At 68.8% G+C, this 20,370-nt stretch carries 18 protein-coding genes and 1 riboswitch; of the genes, 12 read left to right on the top strand and 6 right to left on the bottom strand.

From position 1 onward, the window contains the following. Position 1 precedes the first annotated feature (1 nt). On the bottom strand, positions 2 to 511 hold the full coding sequence (locus G3T14_RS03415) for a chemotaxis protein CheW (protein WP_348645202.1): 510 nt from the start codon (positions 509 to 511) through the stop codon (positions 2 to 4). 481 nt (positions 512 to 992) lie between these two features. Here G3T14_RS03415 and G3T14_RS03420 point away from each other — a divergent pair, with 481 nt between their 5' ends. Beyond that, complete coding sequence (locus G3T14_RS03420) at positions 993 to 2,768, top strand: acetolactate synthase 3 large subunit (protein ID WP_163640028.1); 1,776 nt, start codon at positions 993 to 995, stop codon at positions 2,766 to 2,768. Between the two features lie 39 nt (positions 2,769 to 2,807). On the opposite strand, the gene G3T14_RS03425 is transcribed toward G3T14_RS03420, so the two are convergent. Continuing rightward, on the bottom strand, positions 2,808 to 3,698 hold the full coding sequence (locus G3T14_RS03425) for a methyltransferase domain-containing protein (protein ID WP_163640030.1): 891 nt from the start codon (positions 3,696 to 3,698) through the stop codon (positions 2,808 to 2,810). Between the two features lie 99 nt (positions 3,699 to 3,797). Between G3T14_RS03425 and ilvN the strand changes: the two genes are divergently transcribed. The 4 genes from ilvN (at position 3,798) to G3T14_RS03445 (ending at position 7,220) form a co-directional block, all read left to right on the top strand. Then, positions 3,798 to 4,340, top strand: coding sequence for an acetolactate synthase small subunit (ilvN, locus tag G3T14_RS03430; RefSeq protein ID WP_163640039.1), 543 nt, complete (start codon positions 3,798 to 3,800; stop codon positions 4,338 to 4,340). A gap of 199 nt (positions 4,341 to 4,539) precedes the next feature. Beyond that, positions 4,540 to 5,178, top strand: a complete 639-nt coding sequence (locus G3T14_RS03435; protein ID WP_163640041.1) for a glutathione S-transferase N-terminal domain-containing protein — start codon at positions 4,540 to 4,542, stop codon at positions 5,176 to 5,178. 132 nt (positions 5,179 to 5,310) lie between these two features. Continuing rightward, the gene (ilvC, locus tag G3T14_RS03440; protein ID WP_163640043.1) at positions 5,311 to 6,330 is read left to right on the top strand and encodes a ketol-acid reductoisomerase; all 1,020 of its coding nucleotides are present in this window, start codon (positions 5,311 to 5,313) and stop codon (positions 6,328 to 6,330) included. Positions 6,331 to 6,566: 236 nt separating this feature from the next. Then, positions 6,567 to 7,220: a pyridoxamine 5'-phosphate oxidase family protein gene (locus tag G3T14_RS03445; protein ID WP_163640045.1), complete on the top strand. Its 654-nt coding sequence runs from the start codon at positions 6,567 to 6,569 to the stop codon at positions 7,218 to 7,220. A 52-nt stretch (positions 7,221 to 7,272) separates the two neighbouring features. Here G3T14_RS03445 and trpS read toward each other — a convergent pair whose 3' ends face one another. Next, positions 7,273 to 8,340, bottom strand: a complete 1,068-nt coding sequence (trpS, locus tag G3T14_RS03450; RefSeq protein WP_163640047.1) for a tryptophan--tRNA ligase — start codon at positions 8,338 to 8,340, stop codon at positions 7,273 to 7,275. A gap of 127 nt (positions 8,341 to 8,467) precedes the next feature. Beyond that, entirely contained in the window at positions 8,468 to 9,241 is a 774-nt protein-coding gene (locus tag G3T14_RS03455) for a Fe-S cluster assembly protein HesB (protein WP_163640049.1), read from the bottom strand. 229 nt (positions 9,242 to 9,470) lie between these two features. Next, positions 9,471 to 9,578, top strand: a riboswitch (glycine riboswitch). 50 nt (positions 9,579 to 9,628) lie between these two features. On the opposite strand from G3T14_RS03455, the gene gcvT reads away from it, so the two are divergent. The 3 genes from gcvT (at position 9,629) to gcvP (ending at position 14,184) form a co-directional block, all read left to right on the top strand. Further along, positions 9,629 to 10,759 (top strand): glycine cleavage system aminomethyltransferase GcvT, encoded by a 1,131-nt coding sequence (gene gcvT, locus G3T14_RS03460; protein ID WP_163640051.1) that lies wholly within the window; start codon positions 9,629 to 9,631, stop codon positions 10,757 to 10,759. Between the two features lie 71 nt (positions 10,760 to 10,830). Next, on the top strand, positions 10,831 to 11,193 hold the full coding sequence (gcvH, locus tag G3T14_RS03465; RefSeq protein WP_163640053.1) for a glycine cleavage system protein GcvH: 363 nt from the start codon (positions 10,831 to 10,833) through the stop codon (positions 11,191 to 11,193). Positions 11,194 to 11,337: 144 nt separating this feature from the next. Beyond that, the gene (gcvP, locus tag G3T14_RS03470) at positions 11,338 to 14,184 is read left to right on the top strand and encodes an aminomethyl-transferring glycine dehydrogenase (protein ID WP_163640055.1); all 2,847 of its coding nucleotides are present in this window, start codon (positions 11,338 to 11,340) and stop codon (positions 14,182 to 14,184) included. Positions 14,185 to 14,411: 227 nt separating this feature from the next. Here the strand turns inward: gcvP and G3T14_RS03475 are convergent, their stop codons facing one another. Then, the gene (locus tag G3T14_RS03475) at positions 14,412 to 15,110 is read right to left on the bottom strand and encodes a GyrI-like domain-containing protein (RefSeq protein WP_246732885.1); all 699 of its coding nucleotides are present in this window, start codon (positions 15,108 to 15,110) and stop codon (positions 14,412 to 14,414) included. A 282-nt stretch (positions 15,111 to 15,392) separates the two neighbouring features. Here G3T14_RS03475 and dapF point away from each other — a divergent pair, with 282 nt between their 5' ends. Further along, complete coding sequence (gene dapF, locus G3T14_RS03480) at positions 15,393 to 16,280, top strand: diaminopimelate epimerase (protein WP_163640060.1); 888 nt, start codon at positions 15,393 to 15,395, stop codon at positions 16,278 to 16,280. An 18-nt stretch (positions 16,281 to 16,298) separates the two neighbouring features. Next, entirely contained in the window at positions 16,299 to 17,537 is a 1,239-nt protein-coding gene (gene mtaB, locus G3T14_RS03485) for a tRNA (N(6)-L-threonylcarbamoyladenosine(37)-C(2))-methylthiotransferase MtaB (RefSeq protein WP_163640062.1), read from the top strand. Here mtaB and G3T14_RS03490 read toward each other — a convergent pair. Then, positions 17,534 to 18,253, bottom strand: a complete 720-nt coding sequence (locus G3T14_RS03490) for an RluA family pseudouridine synthase (protein WP_163640064.1) — start codon at positions 18,251 to 18,253, stop codon at positions 17,534 to 17,536. The two genes, mtaB and G3T14_RS03490, sit on opposite strands and share 4 nt — an antisense overlap. 41 nt (positions 18,254 to 18,294) lie before the next feature. On the opposite strand from G3T14_RS03490, the gene ftsY reads away from it, so the two are divergent. Both ftsY and G3T14_RS03500 read left to right on the top strand, forming a co-directional pair. Next, positions 18,295 to 19,653 (top strand): signal recognition particle-docking protein FtsY, encoded by a 1,359-nt coding sequence (gene ftsY / locus G3T14_RS03495; RefSeq protein WP_163640066.1) that lies wholly within the window; start codon positions 18,295 to 18,297, stop codon positions 19,651 to 19,653. A gap of 94 nt (positions 19,654 to 19,747) precedes the next feature. Continuing rightward, complete coding sequence (locus G3T14_RS03500) at positions 19,748 to 20,359, top strand: septation protein A (protein WP_163640068.1); 612 nt, start codon at positions 19,748 to 19,750, stop codon at positions 20,357 to 20,359. Positions 20,360 to 20,370 lie beyond the last annotated feature (11 nt).

Consider the following 20,370-nt stretch of genomic DNA (forward strand, 5'->3'; position numbering starts at 1 on the left):
CTCATGCGGCGGGCGCATCGGCGAGGGCCGAGAGCCGGTCTGCCGCCGCGCGGGTGAGGTCGGCGAGACGCAGGCGCTCCTCCGCGGTGAGCAGGCGTGGCAGGCTCAGGAGGTGCACCAGCCCCTTCGGGCCGACGATCTCACCCACGACGCAGCCATTGAGGGTGCGGGCTTCCGGGACCGGTCGGACCGACGCGTCGGCCACACGCACGAGATCGTCCGCCCGGTCGACCAGGAACGCCATCGCACGGTCGGCGGACAGGACGAGGTGACGATAGGGATCGTCGCCGGTCGGTTCTGCCGGTCCGCGCAGGCCGAGCAGCCGGGCGAGGTCGACCACCGGCACCGGCACGCCGCCGAGGTTGAGGAATCCCGCGAGCGGCCCTCCGCCCGCCGGTGGCTGATGGAGGCGCGGCAGCGGCAACACCTCGCTCAACGCGGAGCGGGCGAGGGCGCAGGGCGTGCCTGCCACGTCGAGGAGGAGATAGGCCGTGGTCTCGGACAGGGGCACGTCCTCGGGCGGTGCGACGGAATGCCGGTATCGGCAGCCGGTTCGAAGATTTGGCGTGGAGACGAAGACCCGACTCGGAGATGGCAGTCTCGACGACTGAGATAAGGCGCGAGGGGGATGTCGGGCAAACCCGATTCCGGCCTCGGCGGCGATGTTTTTGCTCGCTGCGATGTTTTTCACGCCGACGCGCACACCGCGATTTTTCTGCGATCTGCTTCGGCGATGCATGTTGACCGGCGATGCCCGGCTCGCTATGACGACCGACACGATTTTCGACCCGTCACACCGGCGGGCGAACAGGCCAAGAATTCAGTCCATGTCCGCCATCCTTATCGTAACGGAAGCGCCACCAACGGGGCGGACCTGACAGCAGGGTCCGCAATCCGAACGGTGGCGCATGCAGGGTCCCTCGGGGCCCTTTTTTGTTGCCGCGACGAGACGTTTGACACGGGATTCGATTCCAGTTCGAGGAGCACAAGCGATGAGCGGCGAGGTCATGACCGGGGCCGAAATGGTCATCCGGGCGTTTCAGGATCAGGGTGTCGACACGCTGTTCGGGTATCCGGGCGGTGCGGTGCTGCCGATCTACGATGCGCTCTTCCATCAGGAGGCCGTCAAGCACATCCTCGTGCGCCATGAGCAGGGTGCGGTCCACGCGGCAGAGGGCTATGCGCGCTCGTCGGGCAAGGTCGGCTGCGTCCTCGTCACCTCGGGCCCGGGTGCCACCAACATCGTCACCGGCCTGACCGATGCGCTGCTCGATTCGATCCCGCTCGTCTGCATCACCGGCCAGGTGCCGACGCACCTGATCGGCACCGACGCGTTCCAGGAATGCGACACGGTCGGCATCACGCGCCACTGCACGAAGCACAATTACCTCGTCAAATCGATCGAGGACCTGCCGCGCATCCTGCACGAAGCGTTCTACGTCGCGGCGAACGGACGTCCCGGCCCGGTGGTCATCGATCTGCCCAAGGACATCCAGTTCGCCAGCGGCCTCTACGAGCGCCCCACCCAGAACGGCCACAAGACCTACCGCCCCGCCTTCAAGGGCGACGCCGCGCAGATCCAGGCGGCCGTCGAGCTGATGGCGACGGCGCGCCGGCCGATCCTCTACACCGGCGGCGGCGTCATCAATTCGGGTCCGCATGCCTCGGCGCTGCTGCGCGAGCTCGCCGCCGAGACCGGCTTCCCGGTGACCTCGACCCTGATGGGGCTCGGCGCCTTCCCGGCTTCGAACGAGCAGTTCCTCGGCATGCTCGGCATGCACGGCACCTTTGAGGCCAACCACGCGATGCACGATTGCGACGTGATGGTCTGCATCGGTGCGCGGTTCGACGACCGCATCACCGGACGCCTCGACGCGTTCTCGCCGTTCTCGAAGAAGATCCACATCGACGTGGACGCCTCCTCGATCAACAAGGTCGTGAAGGTCGATGTCGGCATCGTCGGCGATTGCGGCTCGGTCCTCGAAGACATGCTCACCGCCTGGAAGGCGTTGCCGACGCGGCCGGACCAGAGCCGCTTCGAGGAGTGGATGGGCAAGATCCGCACCTGGAAGTCGCGCGACTGTCTCGCCTACTGGCCGTCGGGCACGATCATCAAGCCGCAATACGCCGTCCAGCGCCTCTACGAGGCGTGCAAGGGCCGGGAGACCTACATCACCACCGAGGTCGGCCAGCACCAGATGTGGGCGGCCCAGTACTTCAAGTTCGACGAGCCGAACCGCTGGATGACCTCGGGCGGCCTCGGCACCATGGGCTACGGCCTGCCGGCGGCCATCGGCACGCAGCTCGCCCATCCGGACGGACTCGTCATCGACATCGCCGGCGAGGCCTCGATCCTGATGAACATCCAGGAGATGTCCACCGCCGTGCAGTACCGCCTGCCGGTGAAGATCTTCATCCTGAACAACGAGTACATGGGCATGGTCCGCCAGTGGCAGGAGCTGCTGCACGGCTCGCGCTACTCGCAGAGCTACTCCGAAAGCCTGCCCGACTTCGTCAAGCTGGCCGAAGCCTACGGCGCCAAGGGCATCCGCTGCGACAAGCCCGGCGAACTCGACGCCGCGATCCAGGAGATGCTCGATCACGACGGCCCGGTGATCTTCGACTGCGTCGTCGACAAGAAGGAGAACTGCTTCCCGATGATCCCGTCGGGCAAGGCCCACAACGAGATGATCCTGTCGGATTACCTCGGCGAGACCGGGGTCGAGATCGGCGACGTCATCTCGGAAGAGGGCAAGATGCTGGTCTGACACCGCCTCGGGGAGGGCGCCCGGATGTCCTGGCGTCCGTCAGCGCCCCACGCGGGCCGGGCGCAGCCGGGTGATCCGGCCGCGCCAGCCCGGCGCGGACGGGCGCGGGGCGGCCGGATCGGGCATCGGCGTCGCGGCGGCGCGCTCGGCCGGACTCGCGCCGGAGCGTTTGCGCAGGAGCACGAAGAACTCGAGCTCTCCGGATTGCGTCGGTGTCAGTTCGACGATCTCGAACGGGATCAGGCCGATCGCGACGATCTCGGCGAACACCGCCAGGAAGCTGTCGGGGGTGAAGACGCTGCAATGGACGTCGAACACCGCACCGACCTCCTGCACGAGGCTGGCCTGGGTGAAACCCGCCGCCGGGCCATGGCCCTCGAACAGGGGCGCGGTCGTTCCGGTGCCGGCCCACACCGCACGCGGATCGACCTGAACCGCGCGCGAAAAGTGCTCGAACACCTGGGCCGGGCTCGGCCGCACGGCCTTGGCGAGATGGGCGCCGACGAGGTCGCCGGTGGTGGTGAGACTGCGCATGCGGTCGAAGCTGAAGCGCTTGTCGGGTACGGCGAGGAACAGCACGCCGTCCTCGCGCAGGGCCTCGGCGCAGGCGTTGAGCCAGCCCACCGGATCGGGCAGGTGCTCGATCACGTGCGAGGCGACGATGTAGTCGACCGGCCCGCGGTCACCGAGAGCCTGGGCCAGGGTCTGGTGTTCGAGGACGAGGTCGACGGCGACGAGGGCACCGCGCGCCGTCGGACCGGCGGCGGCATGGCCGGCGTATTTGCGGGCGAGGCCTTCCGTCGAGAGATGGTCGGCATAGAGGACGTCGCCATCGCTGCGGCGCACGAGGGGCCGGTCGAGGGGCCCGAGTTCGACGCCGGTCCGGCCGTAGGGCCTTACGGCGGCGAGCGTGCGCTGGCGACTGTCCATGGGCGGCGCGGTATCATGACGCTTGGAACGGGTCCAGCTTGGACCCGACTGGGCGGGTAATCGAAAAGTCGTTGCTAAGAGTTGGAACTGGGGCAAGCCATGAACGCGATGAACACTCATTACCCCGATGCCGGCCGGGTCGAGCCCATCAACCGGCACACCCTCGCGGTGATCGTCGACAACGAGCCCGGCGTGCTCGCCCGCATCTCGGGCATGTTCTCGGGACGCGGCTACAACATCGAGAGCCTGACGGTGTCCGAGACCGAGGTGGCGCGCCACATCTCGCGCATCACCATCGTCACCACCGGCACCGACGCGGTGATCCAGCAGATCAAGGCGCAGCTCGACAGGCTCGTCCCCGTCCACCGGGTCGTCGACCTGACCCTTCAGGGCCGGGCGCTGGAGCGCGAGCTCTGCCTGGTGAAGGTGCAGGGCACCGGCGAGCACCGCGCCGAATCGCTCACCCTGGCCGCCGCTTTCGGCGCCAAGACCCTGGACGCGACCCTGAATTCCTTCGTGTTCGAGGTCACCGGCACGACGGAGGAGATCGACCGCTTCATCGGCCTGATGACGGTGATCGGCCTCGTGGAGATCTCGCGCACCGGAATCGCCGCGATGGGACGCGGCGCGGAGGCGATGTGAAGGAACTTCGCCAGCGGGACTGATCTGCCGGAGCGAAGTCGGAAGGCGAGCGATGAGGGAGAGACTGGAGCCTTAAGGCAATGCCTGTGGCTCCTGTCCCTCGACCCGCTCCCGGCCTCGATCATTGCAGAAATCTACGCGCACCCCCTGCTTTGATCGACGTGAGAATCAACACCGCGGCTGAAGAGAACGAAACCTCATGACGACGCTCTACTACGCCCCCGGCGCCTGCTCGCTGGCCTCGCATATCGCGCTCGAGGAGGCCGGCCTGCCGTTCGAAGGCGTGCGCCTCGACCTCGCGAAGGGGGATCAGCGCGCGCCGGAATACCTGGCGATCAACGAGCGTGGCCGCGTGCCGGCCCTGGTGGAAGACGGCTGGGTGCTCACCGAGAACACCGCGATCCTGCGCCACATCGCCCGCATCGCGCCCGCGGCGGGTCTGTGGCCGGAGGCTCCCCATGAGCAGGCGCGGGCCGACGAGTGGCTCGCCTGGATGGCGACGAACCATCACATCGCCTACGCGCATGTGCGGCGGCCCGAGCGCTACACCACGGACGAGGACGCCTATCCGGCGATCCAGGCCAAGGCGGCCGATACCTGTGGCGACCTCTTCACCTTGACCGACGTGAAGCTGTCGAATGGCGGTTGGGCGCTGGGAGACCGCTACAGCGTGGTCGATGCCTACCTGCTGCTGTTCTGGACCTGGGGTCGCGGCCCGGCACTCGGCTTCGACATGGCCGAGCGCTACCCCCATTGGACGGCGCATGCCCACGCCATGGCGCAGCGCCCGGCGGTGCAGACGGTGTTCGCTCGCGAAGGTCTTCGGCTCCCTGCGTGAAGGTCATGCGACAATTCCCCTTCCGTCAAGGGGATCGTCTCGCTAAAAGCCGGCCATCGCACGGCCGCGCGGATGTCATTTCAGATGAGGGCGCCGGGGCGCACTCATGTTCTAAAAAGAGAAGGTACCGCCATGCGGGTCTATTACGATCGTGACGCCGACCTCAACCTGATCAAGGGCAAGAAGGTCGTCATCGTCGGCTACGGCAGCCAGGGCCATGCCCACGCCCTGAACCTCCGCGATTCCGGCGTGAAGGGCATCGTCATCGCCCTGCGCGAAGGCTCCGCCACCGCCAAGAAGGCCGAGCACGAGGGCTTCACGGTGATGAACGTCGCCGACGCCGCCAAGCAGGCCGACGTGGTGATGATGCTCACCCCCGACGAGTTGCAGGGCGACATCTACAAGGAGTCGCTCGAAGGCAACATGAAGCAGGGCGCCGCCCTGCTGTTCGCCCATGGCCTCAACGTGCACTTCAACCTGATCGAGCCCCGCAAGGATCTCGACGTGCTGATGGTCGCCCCGAAGGGCCCCGGCCACACCGTGCGCGGCGAATACCTCAAGGGCGGCGGCGTGCCGACCCTGATCGCCATCGCGCAGGACGCCTCGGGCAATGCCCACGACCTCGGCCTGTCCTACGCCTCGGCCAATGGCGGCGGTCGCGCCGGCATCATCGAGACCACCTTCAAGGAAGAGTGCGAGACCGATCTGTTCGGTGAGCAGGCCGTGCTCTGCGGCGGCCTCGTCGAGCTGATCAAGGCCGGCTTCGAGACCCTGGTCGAGGGCGGCTACGCCCCCGAGATGGCCTATTTCGAGTGCCTGCACGAAGTGAAGCTCATCGTCGACCTCATCTACGAGGGCGGCATCGCCAACATGAACTACTCGATCTCCAACACCGCCGAGTACGGCGAATACGTCACCGGCCCGCGCATCGTCACGAGCGAGACCAAGGCCGAGATGAAGCGCGTGCTGGACGACATCCAGTCGGGCAAGTTCACCCGCGACTGGATGCTCGAGAACAAGGTCGGCCAGACCTCGTTCAAGGCCACCCGCGCCAAGCTCGCCCGTCACCCGATCGAGGAAGTCGGCGCCAAGCTGCGCGGCATGATGCCGTGGATCTCCGAGAAGGCCCTCGTCGACAAGTCCAAGAACTGACGAGACTCCAAGAACTATGTGCCGTTTCGCGGCCGGGCTTCGCTCGGCCGCGCCGCGCCTCTGGAGCCGGCCTCGCGCGAGTGGGGCCGGCTTCGTCATGTCCGGCGTATTCCATGGGCATTTGACCCGACCTGCCGGGCTGAATGCTCAAGCCGGTTGTCGTGCGGCGCTTTTCCCGCGATCATCCGCGCCAACGGCTGCCCGCCCGAGAGCGGCCGAACCGCGGAGGACACCCATTGGCATCGCTCTATCACGACGCGCATCGCGCGCTGCAGCAAGAGTTCAACACCGTCAAACTCGCCGAGCGTCTCGATAACGGCTGGATCCACGACGAGGTCGGCCCGGACGAGGCGGCCTTCATCGGCAGCCGCGACATGTTCTTCTTGTCCACCGTCGATCCCGACGGCATGCCCACCGTGTCCTACAAGGGCGGCAGCCCCGGCTTCGTGAAGGTGCTCGATTCCCACACGCTGGTCTTCCCCGGCTTCGACGGCAACGGCATGTGGTATTCGATGGGCAACATCGAGAGTCAGGCCAAGGTCGGCCTGCTGTTCATCGATTTCGAGACCCCGCACCGGGTCCGCGTCCAGGGCCACGCCCGGATGCTGCGCGACGACCCGCTGATGGCCGAGTACACGGAGGCCAAGTACCTCGTGAAAGTCGAGGTCACGAAGGCCTGGGTCAATTGTCCGCGCTACATCCACAAGTACCAGAAGGTGGCGCAGAACAAGTACGTCCCGACCCCCGACAAGGAGACCCCCCTCGCCCTGTGGAAGCGCCTCGACATGGTCGGCGACGTGATCTCTGACGAGGACAAGGCCCGCGTCGCCAAGGAAGGCCAGATCGCGCTGCCGGACTACGAGGCCCAGGTGGCGCGCGGCGAGAGCTGAGTCGCGGATCCCGCTTCCCGCCTGCCATGCAGGCGGGAAGCGGGCCTTTTGCTCAGACCATCCGCAACCGCGGCCCACGCCGGACGAAGCCGACGATGTCCTTGACCGCGTCCAGCGTCGGGGCCGCGATGGCTTCGGCGCGCTCGGCGCCTTCGGCCAGCACCGCGTCGATCGCGGCGGGGTCGGAGGCGAAGCGTTTCATCTCGGCGCCCAGGGGCGCCAGGGTCTCGACGGCGAGTTCCACCAGCGCGCACTTGAACTGCGAGAACTGCGCGCCGCCATAGTCGCGCAGCACCTCCTCGCGGGTCACGTCCTTGAGGGCGGCGAAGATGCCCACCAGATTGTCGGCCTCGGGGCGCCCGACAAGCCCGGCCACCTCGGAGGGCAGGGCCTCCGGATCGGTCTTAGCCTTGCGCACCTTGTTGGCGATGGCATCGGCATCGTCGGTGAGGTTGATGCGCGAATTGTCGGACGCGTCCGACTTCGACATCTTCTTGGTGCCGTCGCGCAGCGACATCACCCGGGCCGCCGGGCCGCCGATCAGCGGCTCGGTGATCGGGAAGAAGCCATTGCCCGCATCGTGGCCATGCGCGGTGATGGAGCCGGCGAAGTCGTTGTTGAACTTCTGCGCGATGTCGCGGGTCAGTTCGAGGTGCTGCTTCTGGTCCTCGCCCACCGGCACGTGGGTGGCGCGGTAGGCCAGGATGTCGGCGGCCATCAGCACCGGATAGGCGTAGAGCCCGATGGAGGCGTTCTCGCGGTCCTTGCCGGCCTTGTCCTTGAACTGGGTCATCCGATTGAGCCAGCCGAGGCGGGCGACGCAGTTGAAGATCCAGGCGAGCTCGGCGTGCTGCGGCACCTGCGACTGGTTGAAGACGATGGAGCGTTTCGGGTCGATGCCGGCGGCCAGGAACGCGGCCGTGACCTCGCGGATCTGGCCCTTCAGCGCCGCCGGATCCTGCCACAGGGTGATCGCGTGCATGTCGACGACGCAGTAGAGGCATTGCGCATCGCGCGCCTGCATCTCCACGAAGCGCTTGATGGCACCGAGATAATTGCCGAGATGCAGGTTGCCCGTGGGCTGTACGCCCGAGAACACCAACTCCTTGAACGCGGTCATCGCGCGTAGTCCTTCACGTGCCGAAATGGCGTGGACGGTGTTTTGGAAATCCGACCCCACGCTCGCGCGCGGCGCCCGTCTGCGCCGCGGCGCAAGGGCCGGTTTCTGGACGTCGCATGGGGGGCGGTCAAGCGGCTCCGCTTCCGCCCATCCGCGCCTGGCCCGTGGGGCAGAGGTCGAGGAGCAAGCACGTCGCGCAAGCGGGCGCGCGAGGGTGGCAGATCGCCTGCCCGTGCAGCATCAGGATCTCGTGGTTGTCGTAGAGCGCCTGCGCGCTCCAATCGGCGGGGAGCTGGGCCCGAAGGATCGGGTGCGACGGGCCGACATCGACCTTCGGCCCGATCAACCCGGTGCGCTGGGCCACCCGGTGGTGGTGGCTGTCCACCGGCAGCGCCGGCATCCGCAGGAGGCTGAACGACAGCACCGCCGCGCTGGTCTTCGGCCCGATTCCGGGAATCGCTTCGAGCCAGGCGCGGGCCTCCTCCACCGACAAATCCTTGAGGAAGTCGAGGGAGAGCGCGCCCTGGTGCTCGGCGATGGCGCGCAGGACCGCCTGGATGCGCGGCGCCTTCAGCTCGGGCCAGGTGACGCCGGCGATGGTCGCCTCGATCTCGGCGACGGGGGCGTCGCGCATGGCCGCCCAATCGGGATAGCGAGCCCGCAGCGCCTTGAAGGCCCGGCCCGAATCGGCGTTGCGGGTCCGGTGCGAGAGCAGGGACGAGACCAGCTCGCTCAGCGGGTCGAGGCTGTGGAAATACGGAATCGGGCAGCCGTAGACCGGGCAGAGCCGCGCATGGATCTCCAGCGCTTTGTCGTGCAGTGCCGAATCGGCGGGATGGTGGGAAGGGCGGGTCCGCCGGGGGCGGGGGCCGGCGAGATCGTGTCCGGATGCGAGGGCCATGGAGCGGGAATCCGCCCCGATCCCCGGAGGTTCCCGCGCCAGGGAATCGACCCCGTCCCGGTCCCTCACGCTCATCTTATTCAATCTCGGTCTTGCACTGTGCTGAATAACGTGAGACCAATTCACTCGTCAGCAATGGCGATACGGGAGAGCCCAGATCGATTCAGGTCGATCATGGCGCCGACGGAGCAACCACCCCCGGAAACTCTCAGGCACAATCACCGTATCGTTTCGACAATCTGGAGAGAGGCGCCTAACAGCGTCCACCGAAGGAGAAATCCCATAGGCCGCGTGCCGATGGGAGAAGCTCTCAGGTAACCGCGACAGATGGGGGCAGCCGGACAACTCGCTCGAGTGTCCGGGGCCGTACCGTCGTGGGATGCTCCGATGCCGTCTGATGCGCTTCATACCCCGCTTCACGCCCTTCACCTGTGCCTCGGCGCCAGCATGTTGCCGTTCGCCGGCTATGCCATGCCGGTGCAGTACCCGGTCGGGCTGCTCAAGGAGCACCTCCACACCCGGGCCCAGGCCGGGCTGTTCGACGTGTCGCATATGGGCCAGATCCGGCTGACGGCCCGCTCCGGCGACCGCGCCGACGCCGCCCGCGCCCTGGAGACGCTGCTGCCCATCGACGTGCTCGGGCTCGCACCCGGTCGTCAGCGCTACGGGATGCTGTTGAACGCATCCGGCGGAATCCTCGACGACCTGATGGTCGCCCAGTGCGGCGACAGCCTCATCCTGGTGGTCAATGCGGCCAACAAGGCCGCCGACGCGGCATACCTGCGCGCCCATCTCACCGAAACCTGCGAGATCGCGGTGTTGCCGCGCGCCCTGCTGGCGCTCCAGGGGCCAGGTGCGGAAGCCGCCCTTGCGCGTCTCGCGCCGGAGGTGGTCGCCATGCGGTTCATGGACGTGCGGGTGCTCGACCTCCTCGGCGCATCGGCCCTCGTCACCCGCTCGGGCTATACCGGCGAAGACGGGTTCGAGATCTCGGTACCGGAGGATCGGGCCGAGGCCCTGGCCGAGGCCCTGCTCACCGACGACACGGTGTGGCCCATCGGCTTGGGCGCCCGCGATTCCCTGCGCCTCGAGGCGGGTCTCTGCCTGCATGGCGCGGATATCGACGCGACCACCGATCCGGTGGAGGCCGGGCTGACCTGGGCGATTCCCGCCATCCGCCGCCGGGGCGGGGCGCGGGCCGGAGGGTTTCCGGGCGCCGGACACATCCTCGACGCCATCGCGACGGGCCCGTCGCGCAAGCGGGTCGGCCTGCGCCCCGAAAGCGCCGCCCCCGTGCGCGGTGGGGCTACGCTGTTCGCCGACGCAACCGGCGAGCCCATCGGCCACGTCACCTCCGGTGGTTTCGGCCCGAGCCTGCAGGCGCCCATCGCCATGGGCTACCTGCCCGTCGCGCTCGCCAAAGCCGGCACCCGCGTGTTCGCGGAGGTGCGCGGCAAGCGCCTGCCGCTGGTGGTCTCGGCCCTGCCCTTCGTGCCGGCCGGGTTCAAGCGCGCCTGAGCCGCCGGCCGCGCCGACCCCACAGCCGTCCGCCTCCCCCGTCCCCCGGACCTGTCGATCAGGAGAGACCCATGCTGAAATTCACCGCCGAGCACGAATGGCTGGCCTGCGAGGGCGATGTCGCCACGGTGGGCATCACCACCCATGCGGCCGAGCAACTCGGCGACCTCGTCTTCATCGAGTTGCCGAAGGTCGGCGCCCGCCTCGTCAAGGGCGAGGCCGCCGCCGTGGTCGAATCGGTCAAGGCGGCCTCCGACGTCTACGCGCCGGTCTCCGGCGAGGTCACGGAGGTCAACGACGCCGCCGTGGCCGATCCGGCCAGCGTCGGCAGTGATCCGCAGGGGGCCGGCTGGCTCTATCGCATCCGCCTCGACGATGCGTCCGCCCTCGACGGCCTGATGGACGCGGCGGCCTACGCGGATTTCGCGAAGTAGCGCCGATCGCCCCTCTCCCGCGGAGGGGGGAGGGAGCCCCGGGGAGGGGGCAAACGTCCCGACACTGGCGCCCGCCCGCTCCCGCAAACGGGAGAGGGCAGGTGCTGCACGCGCCCATCACCCCAGACCCGTGAGGCCGAGCCCATGAATACCGATCGCTACGACCCCTACGATTTCGCCAATCGCCGGCACATCGGCCCGACCACGCAGGAGATCGAGGCGATGCTCGGCGTGGTGGGGGCGGACAGCCTGCACGCCCTCATCGACGAGACCCTGCCGCCCGACATCCGCCAGGCCGAGCGCCTCGATTTCGGGACCGCGCTCACCGAACGGCGGGTGCTGGAGCACATGCGCGGCATCGCCGACAAGAACCGGCTCCTGGTCTCGCTGATCGGCCAGGGCTATCACGGCACCACGATGCCGCCGGCGATCCAGCGCAACATCTTCGAGAACCCGGCCTGGTACACCGCCTATTCGCCCTACCAGCCCGAGATCAGCCAGGGCCGGCTCGAGGCGCTCCTCAACTTCCAGACCCTGGTCTGCGACCTCACCGGCCTCGACATCGCCAATGCGTCGCTGCTCGACGAGGCCACCGCGGCGGCCGAGGCGATGGGCATGGCCCACCGCATCGCCACGAACGGCCGCACCGCCTTCTTCGTCGATGCCGAATGCCTGCCCCAGACCATCGCGGTGTTGCGCACCCGCGCCGCGCCGCTGGGCTGGACCCTCGTCGTCGGCGATCCCGCCCGCGATCTCGATCCGGCCGCGGTGTTCGGCGCGCTCTTCCAGTATCCGGGGGTCTGCGGCGCGATCCACGACGTTTCGCCGCTGATCGCCGCCCTGCACGCGGCCGGCGCCGTCGCCGTGATGGCGGCCGATCCCCTGGCGCTGACCCTGCTGAAGGCCCCCGGCGAGATGGGCGCCGACATCGCCGTCGGCTCAATGCAGCGCTACGGCGTGCCGATGGGCTATGGCGGCCCGCACGCCGCCTACATGGCGACCCGGGAGGCGCACAAGCGCACCCTGCCGGGCCGGTTGGTGGGCGTCTCCGTCGACGCGCGCGGCAACCGCGCCTATCGCCTCGCCCTGCAGACCCGCGAGCAGCATATCCGCCGCGAGAAGGCGACCTCGAACATCTGCACCAGCCAGGTGCTGCTCGCGGTGATCGCCGGGATGTACGCGGTGTTCCACGGTCCGCGCGGATTGCGGGCCATCGCCGCCCGCGTCCATCGCGACGCGGTCCGCCTCGCGGGGGGCCTGGAGACCCTGGGCTTCGCGGTGGAATCCACCCACTTCTTCGACACGGTCACCGTCAAGGTCGGGGCGTTCCAGGGGCTGATCCTGGCCAACGCCGTCGCCAACGGCGTCAACCTGCGCAAGATCGGCTCCGACCGCATCGGCATCACGGTGGACGAGCGCACCCGGCCCGACATCGTCCAGGCGGTGTGGCGCGCCTTCGGCGGCGAGCACCTCGCCTACGACGACGCCTGGCCGGAGGCGCGCCTGCCCGCCGACCTCGTGCGCACCTCCGCCTACCTCACCCACCCGATCTTCCACATGAACCGGGCCGAGAGCGAGATGACGCGCTACATGCGCCGCCTCGCCGACCGCGACCTGGCGCTCGACCGGGCGATGATCCCCCTCGGCTCGTGCACGATGAAGCTCAACGCCACCGCCGAGATGCTGCCGATCTCCTGGCCGGAGTTTTCCGAGATCCACCCGTTCGTGCCGGCGGATCAGGCGGCCGGGTACCAGGAGCTCATCGGCGACCTGTCGCGGAAGCTGTGCGCCATCACCGGCTACGCGGCGATCTCGATGCAGCCGAATTCCGGCGCGCAGGGAGAATATGCGGGCCTGCTGGCGATCCGCGCCTACCACCTGTCGCGGGGCGACGCGCACCGGACGGTGTGCCTGATCCCGTCCTCGGCCCACGGCACCAACCCGGCCTCGGCGCAGATGTGCGGCATGAGCGTCGTGGTGGTGGGCGCCGATTCCAACGGCAATGTCGACCTCGACGACTTCCGCCGGAAAGCCGAACGGCATTCCGACACGCTCGCGGCCTGCATGATCACCTATCCGTCGACCCACGGAGTGTTCGAGGTGCGGGTGCGCGAGATCTGCGACATCGTCCACGCCCATGGCGGACAGGTCTATCTCGACGGGGCCAACCTCAACGCGCTGGTCGGCCTCGCCCGGCCCGGGGACATCGGCGCCGACGTCAGCCACCTCAACCTGCACAAGACCTTCTGCATCCCGCATGGCGGCGGCGGCCCCGGCATGGGGCCGATCGGGGTCAAGGCCCACCTCATCCCGTTCCTGCCCGGCCACCCGGAGACAGGAGGAGACGGGGCGGTCTCGGCCGCCCCCTACGGATCGGCGTCGATCCTGCCGATCTCGTGGAGCTATTGCCTGCTGATGGGCGGGCGCGGGCTGACGCAGGCCACCCGCATCGCCATCCTCAACGCCAACTACATCGCCAGCCGCCTCGCGGGGGCCTATCCGGTGCTGTATTCCGGCGCCAACGGCCGGGTGGCGCACGAATGCATCATCGACGTGCGCCCGTTCCAGAAATCGGCCGGAATCAGCGTCGACGACATCGCCAAGCGCCTGATCGATTGCGGCTTCCACCCGCCGACCATGAGCTGGCCGGTGGCCGGCACCCTGATGATCGAGCCCACGGAATCCGAGACCAAGGGCGAGATCGACCGCTTCTGCGACGCGATGCTGGCGATCCGCGCGGAAATCCGCGCCATCGAGGAAGGCCGGATGGACCGGGCCGACAACCCGCTCAAGCACGCGCCCCACACGGTGCAGGATCTGATCGGCCCCTGGGAGCGGCCCTATTCGCGCGAGGCGGCGTGCTTCCCCACGGGATCGCGCGGCATCGACAAGTACTGGCCCCCGATCAACCGCGTCGACAACGCCTACGGCGACCGCAACCTCGTCTGTTCGTGCCCACCGGTGGATTCGTACAGCGAGGCGGCGGAGTAGGGCGCGTCCGCTCCCTCCAGGTGAGTCTTTAGCTTGTGGCAAGGGAGGAGCCTCGTCGGCTCCCTCCTGCTCGCTGGCGACGGAACACCGCTGAAGCGCTGGCGCCGAAAGCGCGGCTCATAGGGTTCGGTGGCGGTTAGGCAAGAAGACATGGCTCCTCGTCCTGGAACGCCGCCGGAATGCATCAACCGCCGGGCAACTCTGCCTGCTCTGAGGCGAAAAAAGCCCTATTTCGTCAGCGCGTAGATGTTCACGTCGAGCTTCTCGTCGGCCTTGTCGTTCAGGTCGGTGACGTATTCCTCGATGAACTTGTCCTGCACCACCACGTCCTTGGCATCGAGATAGGCGGTGAGCGTCTCGTAGGTGCCGTCGATCTCGTCGTAGGAGCCCTTGTGCGGGAATCGCAGCGCCTTGCCGCTCGGCGTGGTTCCGAAGCGCAGGCCGTCGCTCTCGGGAGGCTTGGGGTCCGGCATCGCCGCGATGGGGATCATCGCCTCGTACTGGAAGCCGTCGTCGTCGGTCTTGGCGAACACCGCGATCGGGCGTCCGGTGGGCACGATGCCGGCCTTGGCGAGATCCGCCTCGATGCGCTGGAAGGCGGCCTTCAGGCTCGGCACCGCCTCTTCCCACTTGGAGCGCCCGGCGAGGATCGCGGCGGGCTTGGCCGGCAGCGAGACCGGGTCGACGTCGTTGGCGTCCCCCGGCGTCTCCACCAGGGTCTTTCGCGCCGCCATCGGCGTCACCGCCGGCGCGGTGCCGGCTTGAGCCGGAACCGGGATCGCGGGCGTCGCGCCCTTGGGATCGGGCACGGTGGTGGTCGGCAGCGGGCTCGTCACCGCCGGTGAGGTCGCCTCCTGAGCCCGGGAGAGCGACGCGACCGAGAGCAGGAGACACCCGGCGAGCAAGGTGGGACGAAGGCGGGTCAAGGCAACGCTCCGAAGGATCGCGCGACACCGCCGGACGGGGGCCGGGCCGGCGCAGATCCCCAACCTAGTGACGAAGCGGGCGGCCTGCGAGACGTCGCAGGCGCCTCCGCGCACGAACGTGAGCAGGCGCGGCGCTTCTGCAACGCACACCGCAACGCACCGCTGCAATGCACCCGCGCGCGGGGCCCCGTGCGCGGGTGCCGGCTTTCCCCTATATGCGGTCCGGCCGGCCTCCCGACCGGCCGGCGGATCAGTCGAGACAGGCACGAACGCATTCACCTCATGAACGCACTCGCTCATCGACGCTTCCTGAAGATGCACGGCGCCGGCAATGCCATCGTGGTGCTGGACCTGCGCGGCTCCGCGCTCAAGGTCGGCGCGGCCGAGGCGCGCGCCATCGCCCTGCATCCGCGCTCGACCTTCGACCAGCTCATGGTGATCCACGATGCGCGGGTCGCCGGCACCGACGCGGTCTTGCGCATCTACAACACCGACGGGTCGGAATCCGGGGCCTGTGGCAACGGCACCCGCTGCGTCGCCTACGCCATGCTCGACGACCCCGCCATGGCGCGTCCCGCCGAGAGCGGCCGCCTGACCCTGGAGACCAGGGCGGGGCTCATCGGGGTCAAGCGCATCTCGGAGCGCTCGTTCACCGTCGATATGGGGCGGCCCAAGCTCGCCTGGGACGAAATCCCCCTGGCCGAGCCATTCCAGGACACCCGCCGGATCGAGCTCCAGATCGGCCCCATCGACGATCCGGTGCTGCACTCGCCGGGCGTGGTCAGCATGGGCAACCCGCACGCGATCTTCTTCGTCGAGCGCGACCCCGACGGCTACGACCTCGCCCGCATCGGCCCGATGCTGGAGAACCATCCGATCTTCCCCGAGCGCGCCAACATCTCGCTGGCGCAGGTCACCGGCCCCGACCGGATCAAGCTGCGCGTCTGGGAACGCGGTGCCGGGCTGACGCTGGCCTGCGGCACCGCCGCCTGCGCCGCCATGGTCGCGGCCTCGCGTCTGCGGATGATCGGGCGTGGCGCCACCGTCAGCCTGCCCGGCGGCGACCTCGTCATCGAATGGCGGGCCGACGACCACGTGCTGATGACCGGCCCGGTGGCGCTCGAATGGGAGGACACCCTCGCGCCAGAGATTTTCGCGGGCCTCGACTGACATGGGGCGCGACTAGGAATGGCCGTCGAGACCCTGACCTTCGGCTGCCGGCTCAACACCGTCGAGTCGGAGACGATGCGCGGCCACGCCGCCGGGGCGCCGCACGACCTCGTCATCGTCAACACCTGCGCGGTGACGGCGGAGGCCGGGCGCCAGGCCCGCAAGGCGATTCGGAAACTCGCGCGCGAGCGGCCGAACGCGGAGATCGTGGTCACCGGCTGCGGCGCGCAGGTGGAGACCGCCGATTACGCCGCCATGCCGGAGGTCGCCCGCCTCGTCGGCAACGCGGCGAAGGGCAGGGCGGAGACCTGGGCCCCCACCGCCACCGCGCGGGACCGCGTCGGCATCGACGACATCATGGCGGTGCGCCACGCCGCGCCGAGCCGGGTCGTGGCCATTGCCGGGCACACCCGCGCCTTCGTGCCGGTTCAGAACGGCTGCGACCATCGCTGCACCTTCTGCGTCATCCCGTTCGGGCGCGGCAACTCGCGCTCGGTGGCGGTTCCGGACGTGGTCGATCAGGTCCGCCGCATCGTCGACGCGGGCGGATGCGAGGTGGTGCTCACCGGCGTGGATCTGACCGCCTATGGTCGCGATCTCGGCACGGTGTCGAGCCTCGGACGGCTGGTCCAGGCCATTCTGGCCGGCGTGCCCGCTTTACCTCGCCTGCGCCTGTCCTCCATCGATTCCATCGAGGTGGACGACGCCCTGATGAAGGTGATCGCCGGCGAGGCGCGGCTGATGCCGCATTTCCACCTGTCGCTCCAGGCCGGCGACGACCTGGTGCTCAAGCGCATGAAGCGCCGCCACGCCCGGGCCGACGCGATCCGGTTCTGCGCCGATATCCGCAGCCGACGCGCCGGCGTGGTGTTCGGTGCCGACCTGATCGCGGGGTTTCCCACCGAGACCGAGGCGCAGTTCGCCCGCTCCCTCGACCTCGTGGCCGAATGCGGTCTGACCCACCTCCACGTCTTCCCGTACTCGCCCCGCCCCGGCACGCCCGCCGCGCGGATGCCCATGGTCCCGGGCGACGTGGTGCGCGAGCGTGCCGCCCGCCTGCGCGCGGCCGGAGCGGCGGCGCTGGACGCCCATCTCGCCGGCGAGGTCGGGCAGCGCCACCGGGTCCTGACCGAGCGCGGCGGCATCGGCCGCACGGAGGCGTTCACGCCGGTGCGCCTGGAGCCCGATGCCCCGGCCGGCGTGTTTCGCGATGTGACCATTGTCGGCCATGACGGCCGGGCGCTGATCGCCGGCTAGTCGATGACCTCGGGCGCGGGCGCCCACCCGCACGCGTCCAAGCCGGCCCGCATATGCGCCGGTGCCGGCGCCTCCACCCGGATCGGCGGCTTCTTCGGGTAGAGCGGGAGCGTGAGCGCGCGGGCGTGGAGCTGCAGCCCCGGCCCGCCGGTGCGTGGGGCCGAGCCGTAGATCGGGTCGCCCACGATGGAAAATCCCATGGCGGAGCAATGGACCCGCAACTGGTGCGTCCGCCCGGTGACGGGGGTGAGCGCGAGCCAGCTCAGACCGGCACCGCGGCCGAGGACCTGCCAATGGGTCAGCGCGGGATCGCCGGCGGGGTCCGGCTTCATCCACCAGCTGCGCGGATCGGCCGAGCGGCGGCCGAGGGCGAGGTCGATGCTGCCGGCATCGGCGTCGGGGCCGCCCTCCACCAGCGCCCAGTAGGTCTTGCCGACGCTGCCGCTGGTGGCGAAAAGTTTGTTGAGGCGAGCCAGCGCCTTGGCGTGGCGCCCGAGCGCGAGGCATCCGGAGGTGTCGCGGTCGAGGCGATGCGCCGCTTCCGGACGTCGGGGCAGACCGAAGCGCAGGGCGTCGAGGTGGTCGGTGAGCGTTTCCCCGCCTTTCGGGCCGGGATGGACCGGCAGACCCGCAGGCTTGTCGATGACGAGCACCAGGGCATCGCGGTAGAGGAGGCGCGCGCCTATGTCTGTTACGAGGGCATCGGCTGAAGGCATGGCCTTGCGCTACTCATGCGCGGCCGAGGGAGCAAGCGGGAATGAGCGAAGACAAGAAGCCGGGCTGGTTGTTGCGCCGGATGTTCGGGAAGAAGGACGAGGTCCAGACCACCGAACGACCGATGGAACAGGCGCCGGAGCCGGCCCGCGAGTCCGCCGCCTCACCCGCCGAAGGCCAGCCCGATTTCACCACGGGCGCCGACGACGTCGCCCACATCCCGGTTCCGGCCAGCGAACCGTCCACCGACGATCCGAACCGGAACGCGGTGCCCGATGCCATCGAGGGGGCCGACCTCCAGCCCATCGCCGACGCGCCCCCGCCGGCCGGTCACGATGCGGAAGCGGCCGACACCTTCGCGCAGACGGTCGCACCCGAGCTCGAGCCCGAGCCCACCTCGGAAACCGATCCGGTCCTCGAGCCCGACGTCACGACGCAGATTTTCATGCCCGAGCCCGAGGCGGAGTCGGAGGGGCAGAAACGCGGCTGGTGGAGCCGGCTGACGGGGGGCATGAAGCGCACCTCGTCGGCGCTCACCGAACGGGTCACCGGCCTGTTCACCAAGCGCAAGCTCGATGCCGACACCCTGGAGGAGCTCGAGGACGCACTGATCCAGGCCGATTTCGGCATCGAGACCGCCATGCGGATCTCCGAGGCCGTCGGCAAGGGCCGCTACGAGAAGGGGATCTCCCCCGATGCGGTCCGCGAGATCCTGGCCGCGGAGGTCGAGCGCGCCCTCATCCCCGTGGCGATCCCGCTGACCATCGACACGACGAAGAAGCCGTTCGTGATCCTGATGATCGGCGTCAACGGGGCGGGCAAGACCACCACCATCGGCAAGCTCGCCCTGAAACTGAAGGGCGAGGGGCATTCGCTGATGCTGGCGGCGGGCGACACCTTCCGGGCCGCGGCCATCGAGCAGCTCAAGGTCTGGGGCACGCGCACCCAGACACCGGTGATCGCCGGCGCGCAAGGATCGGACGCGGCCGGCCTCGCCTTCGACGCCTACACGGCGGCCAAGGCGCAAGGCACCGACGTGCTCCTCATCGACACCGCCGGGCGGCTCCAGAACAAGACCGGGTTGATGGCGGAGCTGGAGAAGATATTGCGGGTGATCCGCAAGATCGATCCGGAGGCGCCCCATTCGGTCCTCCTCGTCCTCGATGCCACGGTGGGCCAGAACGCCCTCAGCCAGGTCGAGCTGTTCTCCAAGGCCGCCCAGGTCACCGGTCTCGTCATGACCAAGCTCGACGGCACCGCCCGCGGCGGCATCCTGGTGGCGCTGGCCGCCAAGTTCGGCCTGCCGGTCCACTTCATCGGCGTCGGCGAGGGCGTGGACGATCTCGAGCCGTTCGCGGCCCGCGATTTCGCCCGCGCGATCGCAGGCTTGGACGCGGAATAGCGGCGCGACCCCGACCGGGCGCGAGCCCTCACCGAAACGCCCGGCGCAGACAGCACCCGCGACGCGGCGCGGCCGGCCCTATATGACGGACACCATGCAGATCGAAGCCATCCCCCCGCGCCGCCATCTTCCGCCCCTGCTCAAGCTCGCCCTCGAGCTCGGGCCGCTGGTGATCTTCTTTTTCGGCAACGCCTATGCCGAGCGCTTCGGCGTGGCGCCCGACCAGAAGCTGTTCGTGGCCACCGGGATCTTCATCGCCGCGACGCTGATCGCCCTCACCATCCACTTCGTCATGGTGCGGCGCCTGCCGATCATGCCGCTGGTCTCGGGCGTGGTGGTGGTGGTGTTCGGCGGCCTGACCCTGGCGCTGCAGGACAAGACCTTCATCATGATGAAGCCCACCATCGTGAACACCCTGTTCGGCCTCGTCCTGCTCGGAGGCCTCGCCTTCGGCAAGTCGCTGCTGTCGGTGGTCCTCGACAGCATGTTCGCGCTGACCGAGGCCGGGTGGCGCAAGCTGACCTTCCGCTGGGGCGTGTTCTTCCTCGTGCTCGCGGTGCTGAACGAGGTGGTGTGGCGGACGCAGACGGAGGATTTCTGGGTCAGCTTCAAGGTCTTCGGCATCATGCCGCTGACCATCCTGTTCGCCCTGGCGCAGACCCCGCTGCTGATGCGCCACGAGCGCAAGGATGCGGGTCAGGCCTGAAAACGATGCGG

This window comes from Methylobacterium sp. BTF04, assembly GCF_010692745.1.
Lineage (GTDB): Bacteria > Pseudomonadota > Alphaproteobacteria > Rhizobiales > Beijerinckiaceae > Methylobacterium.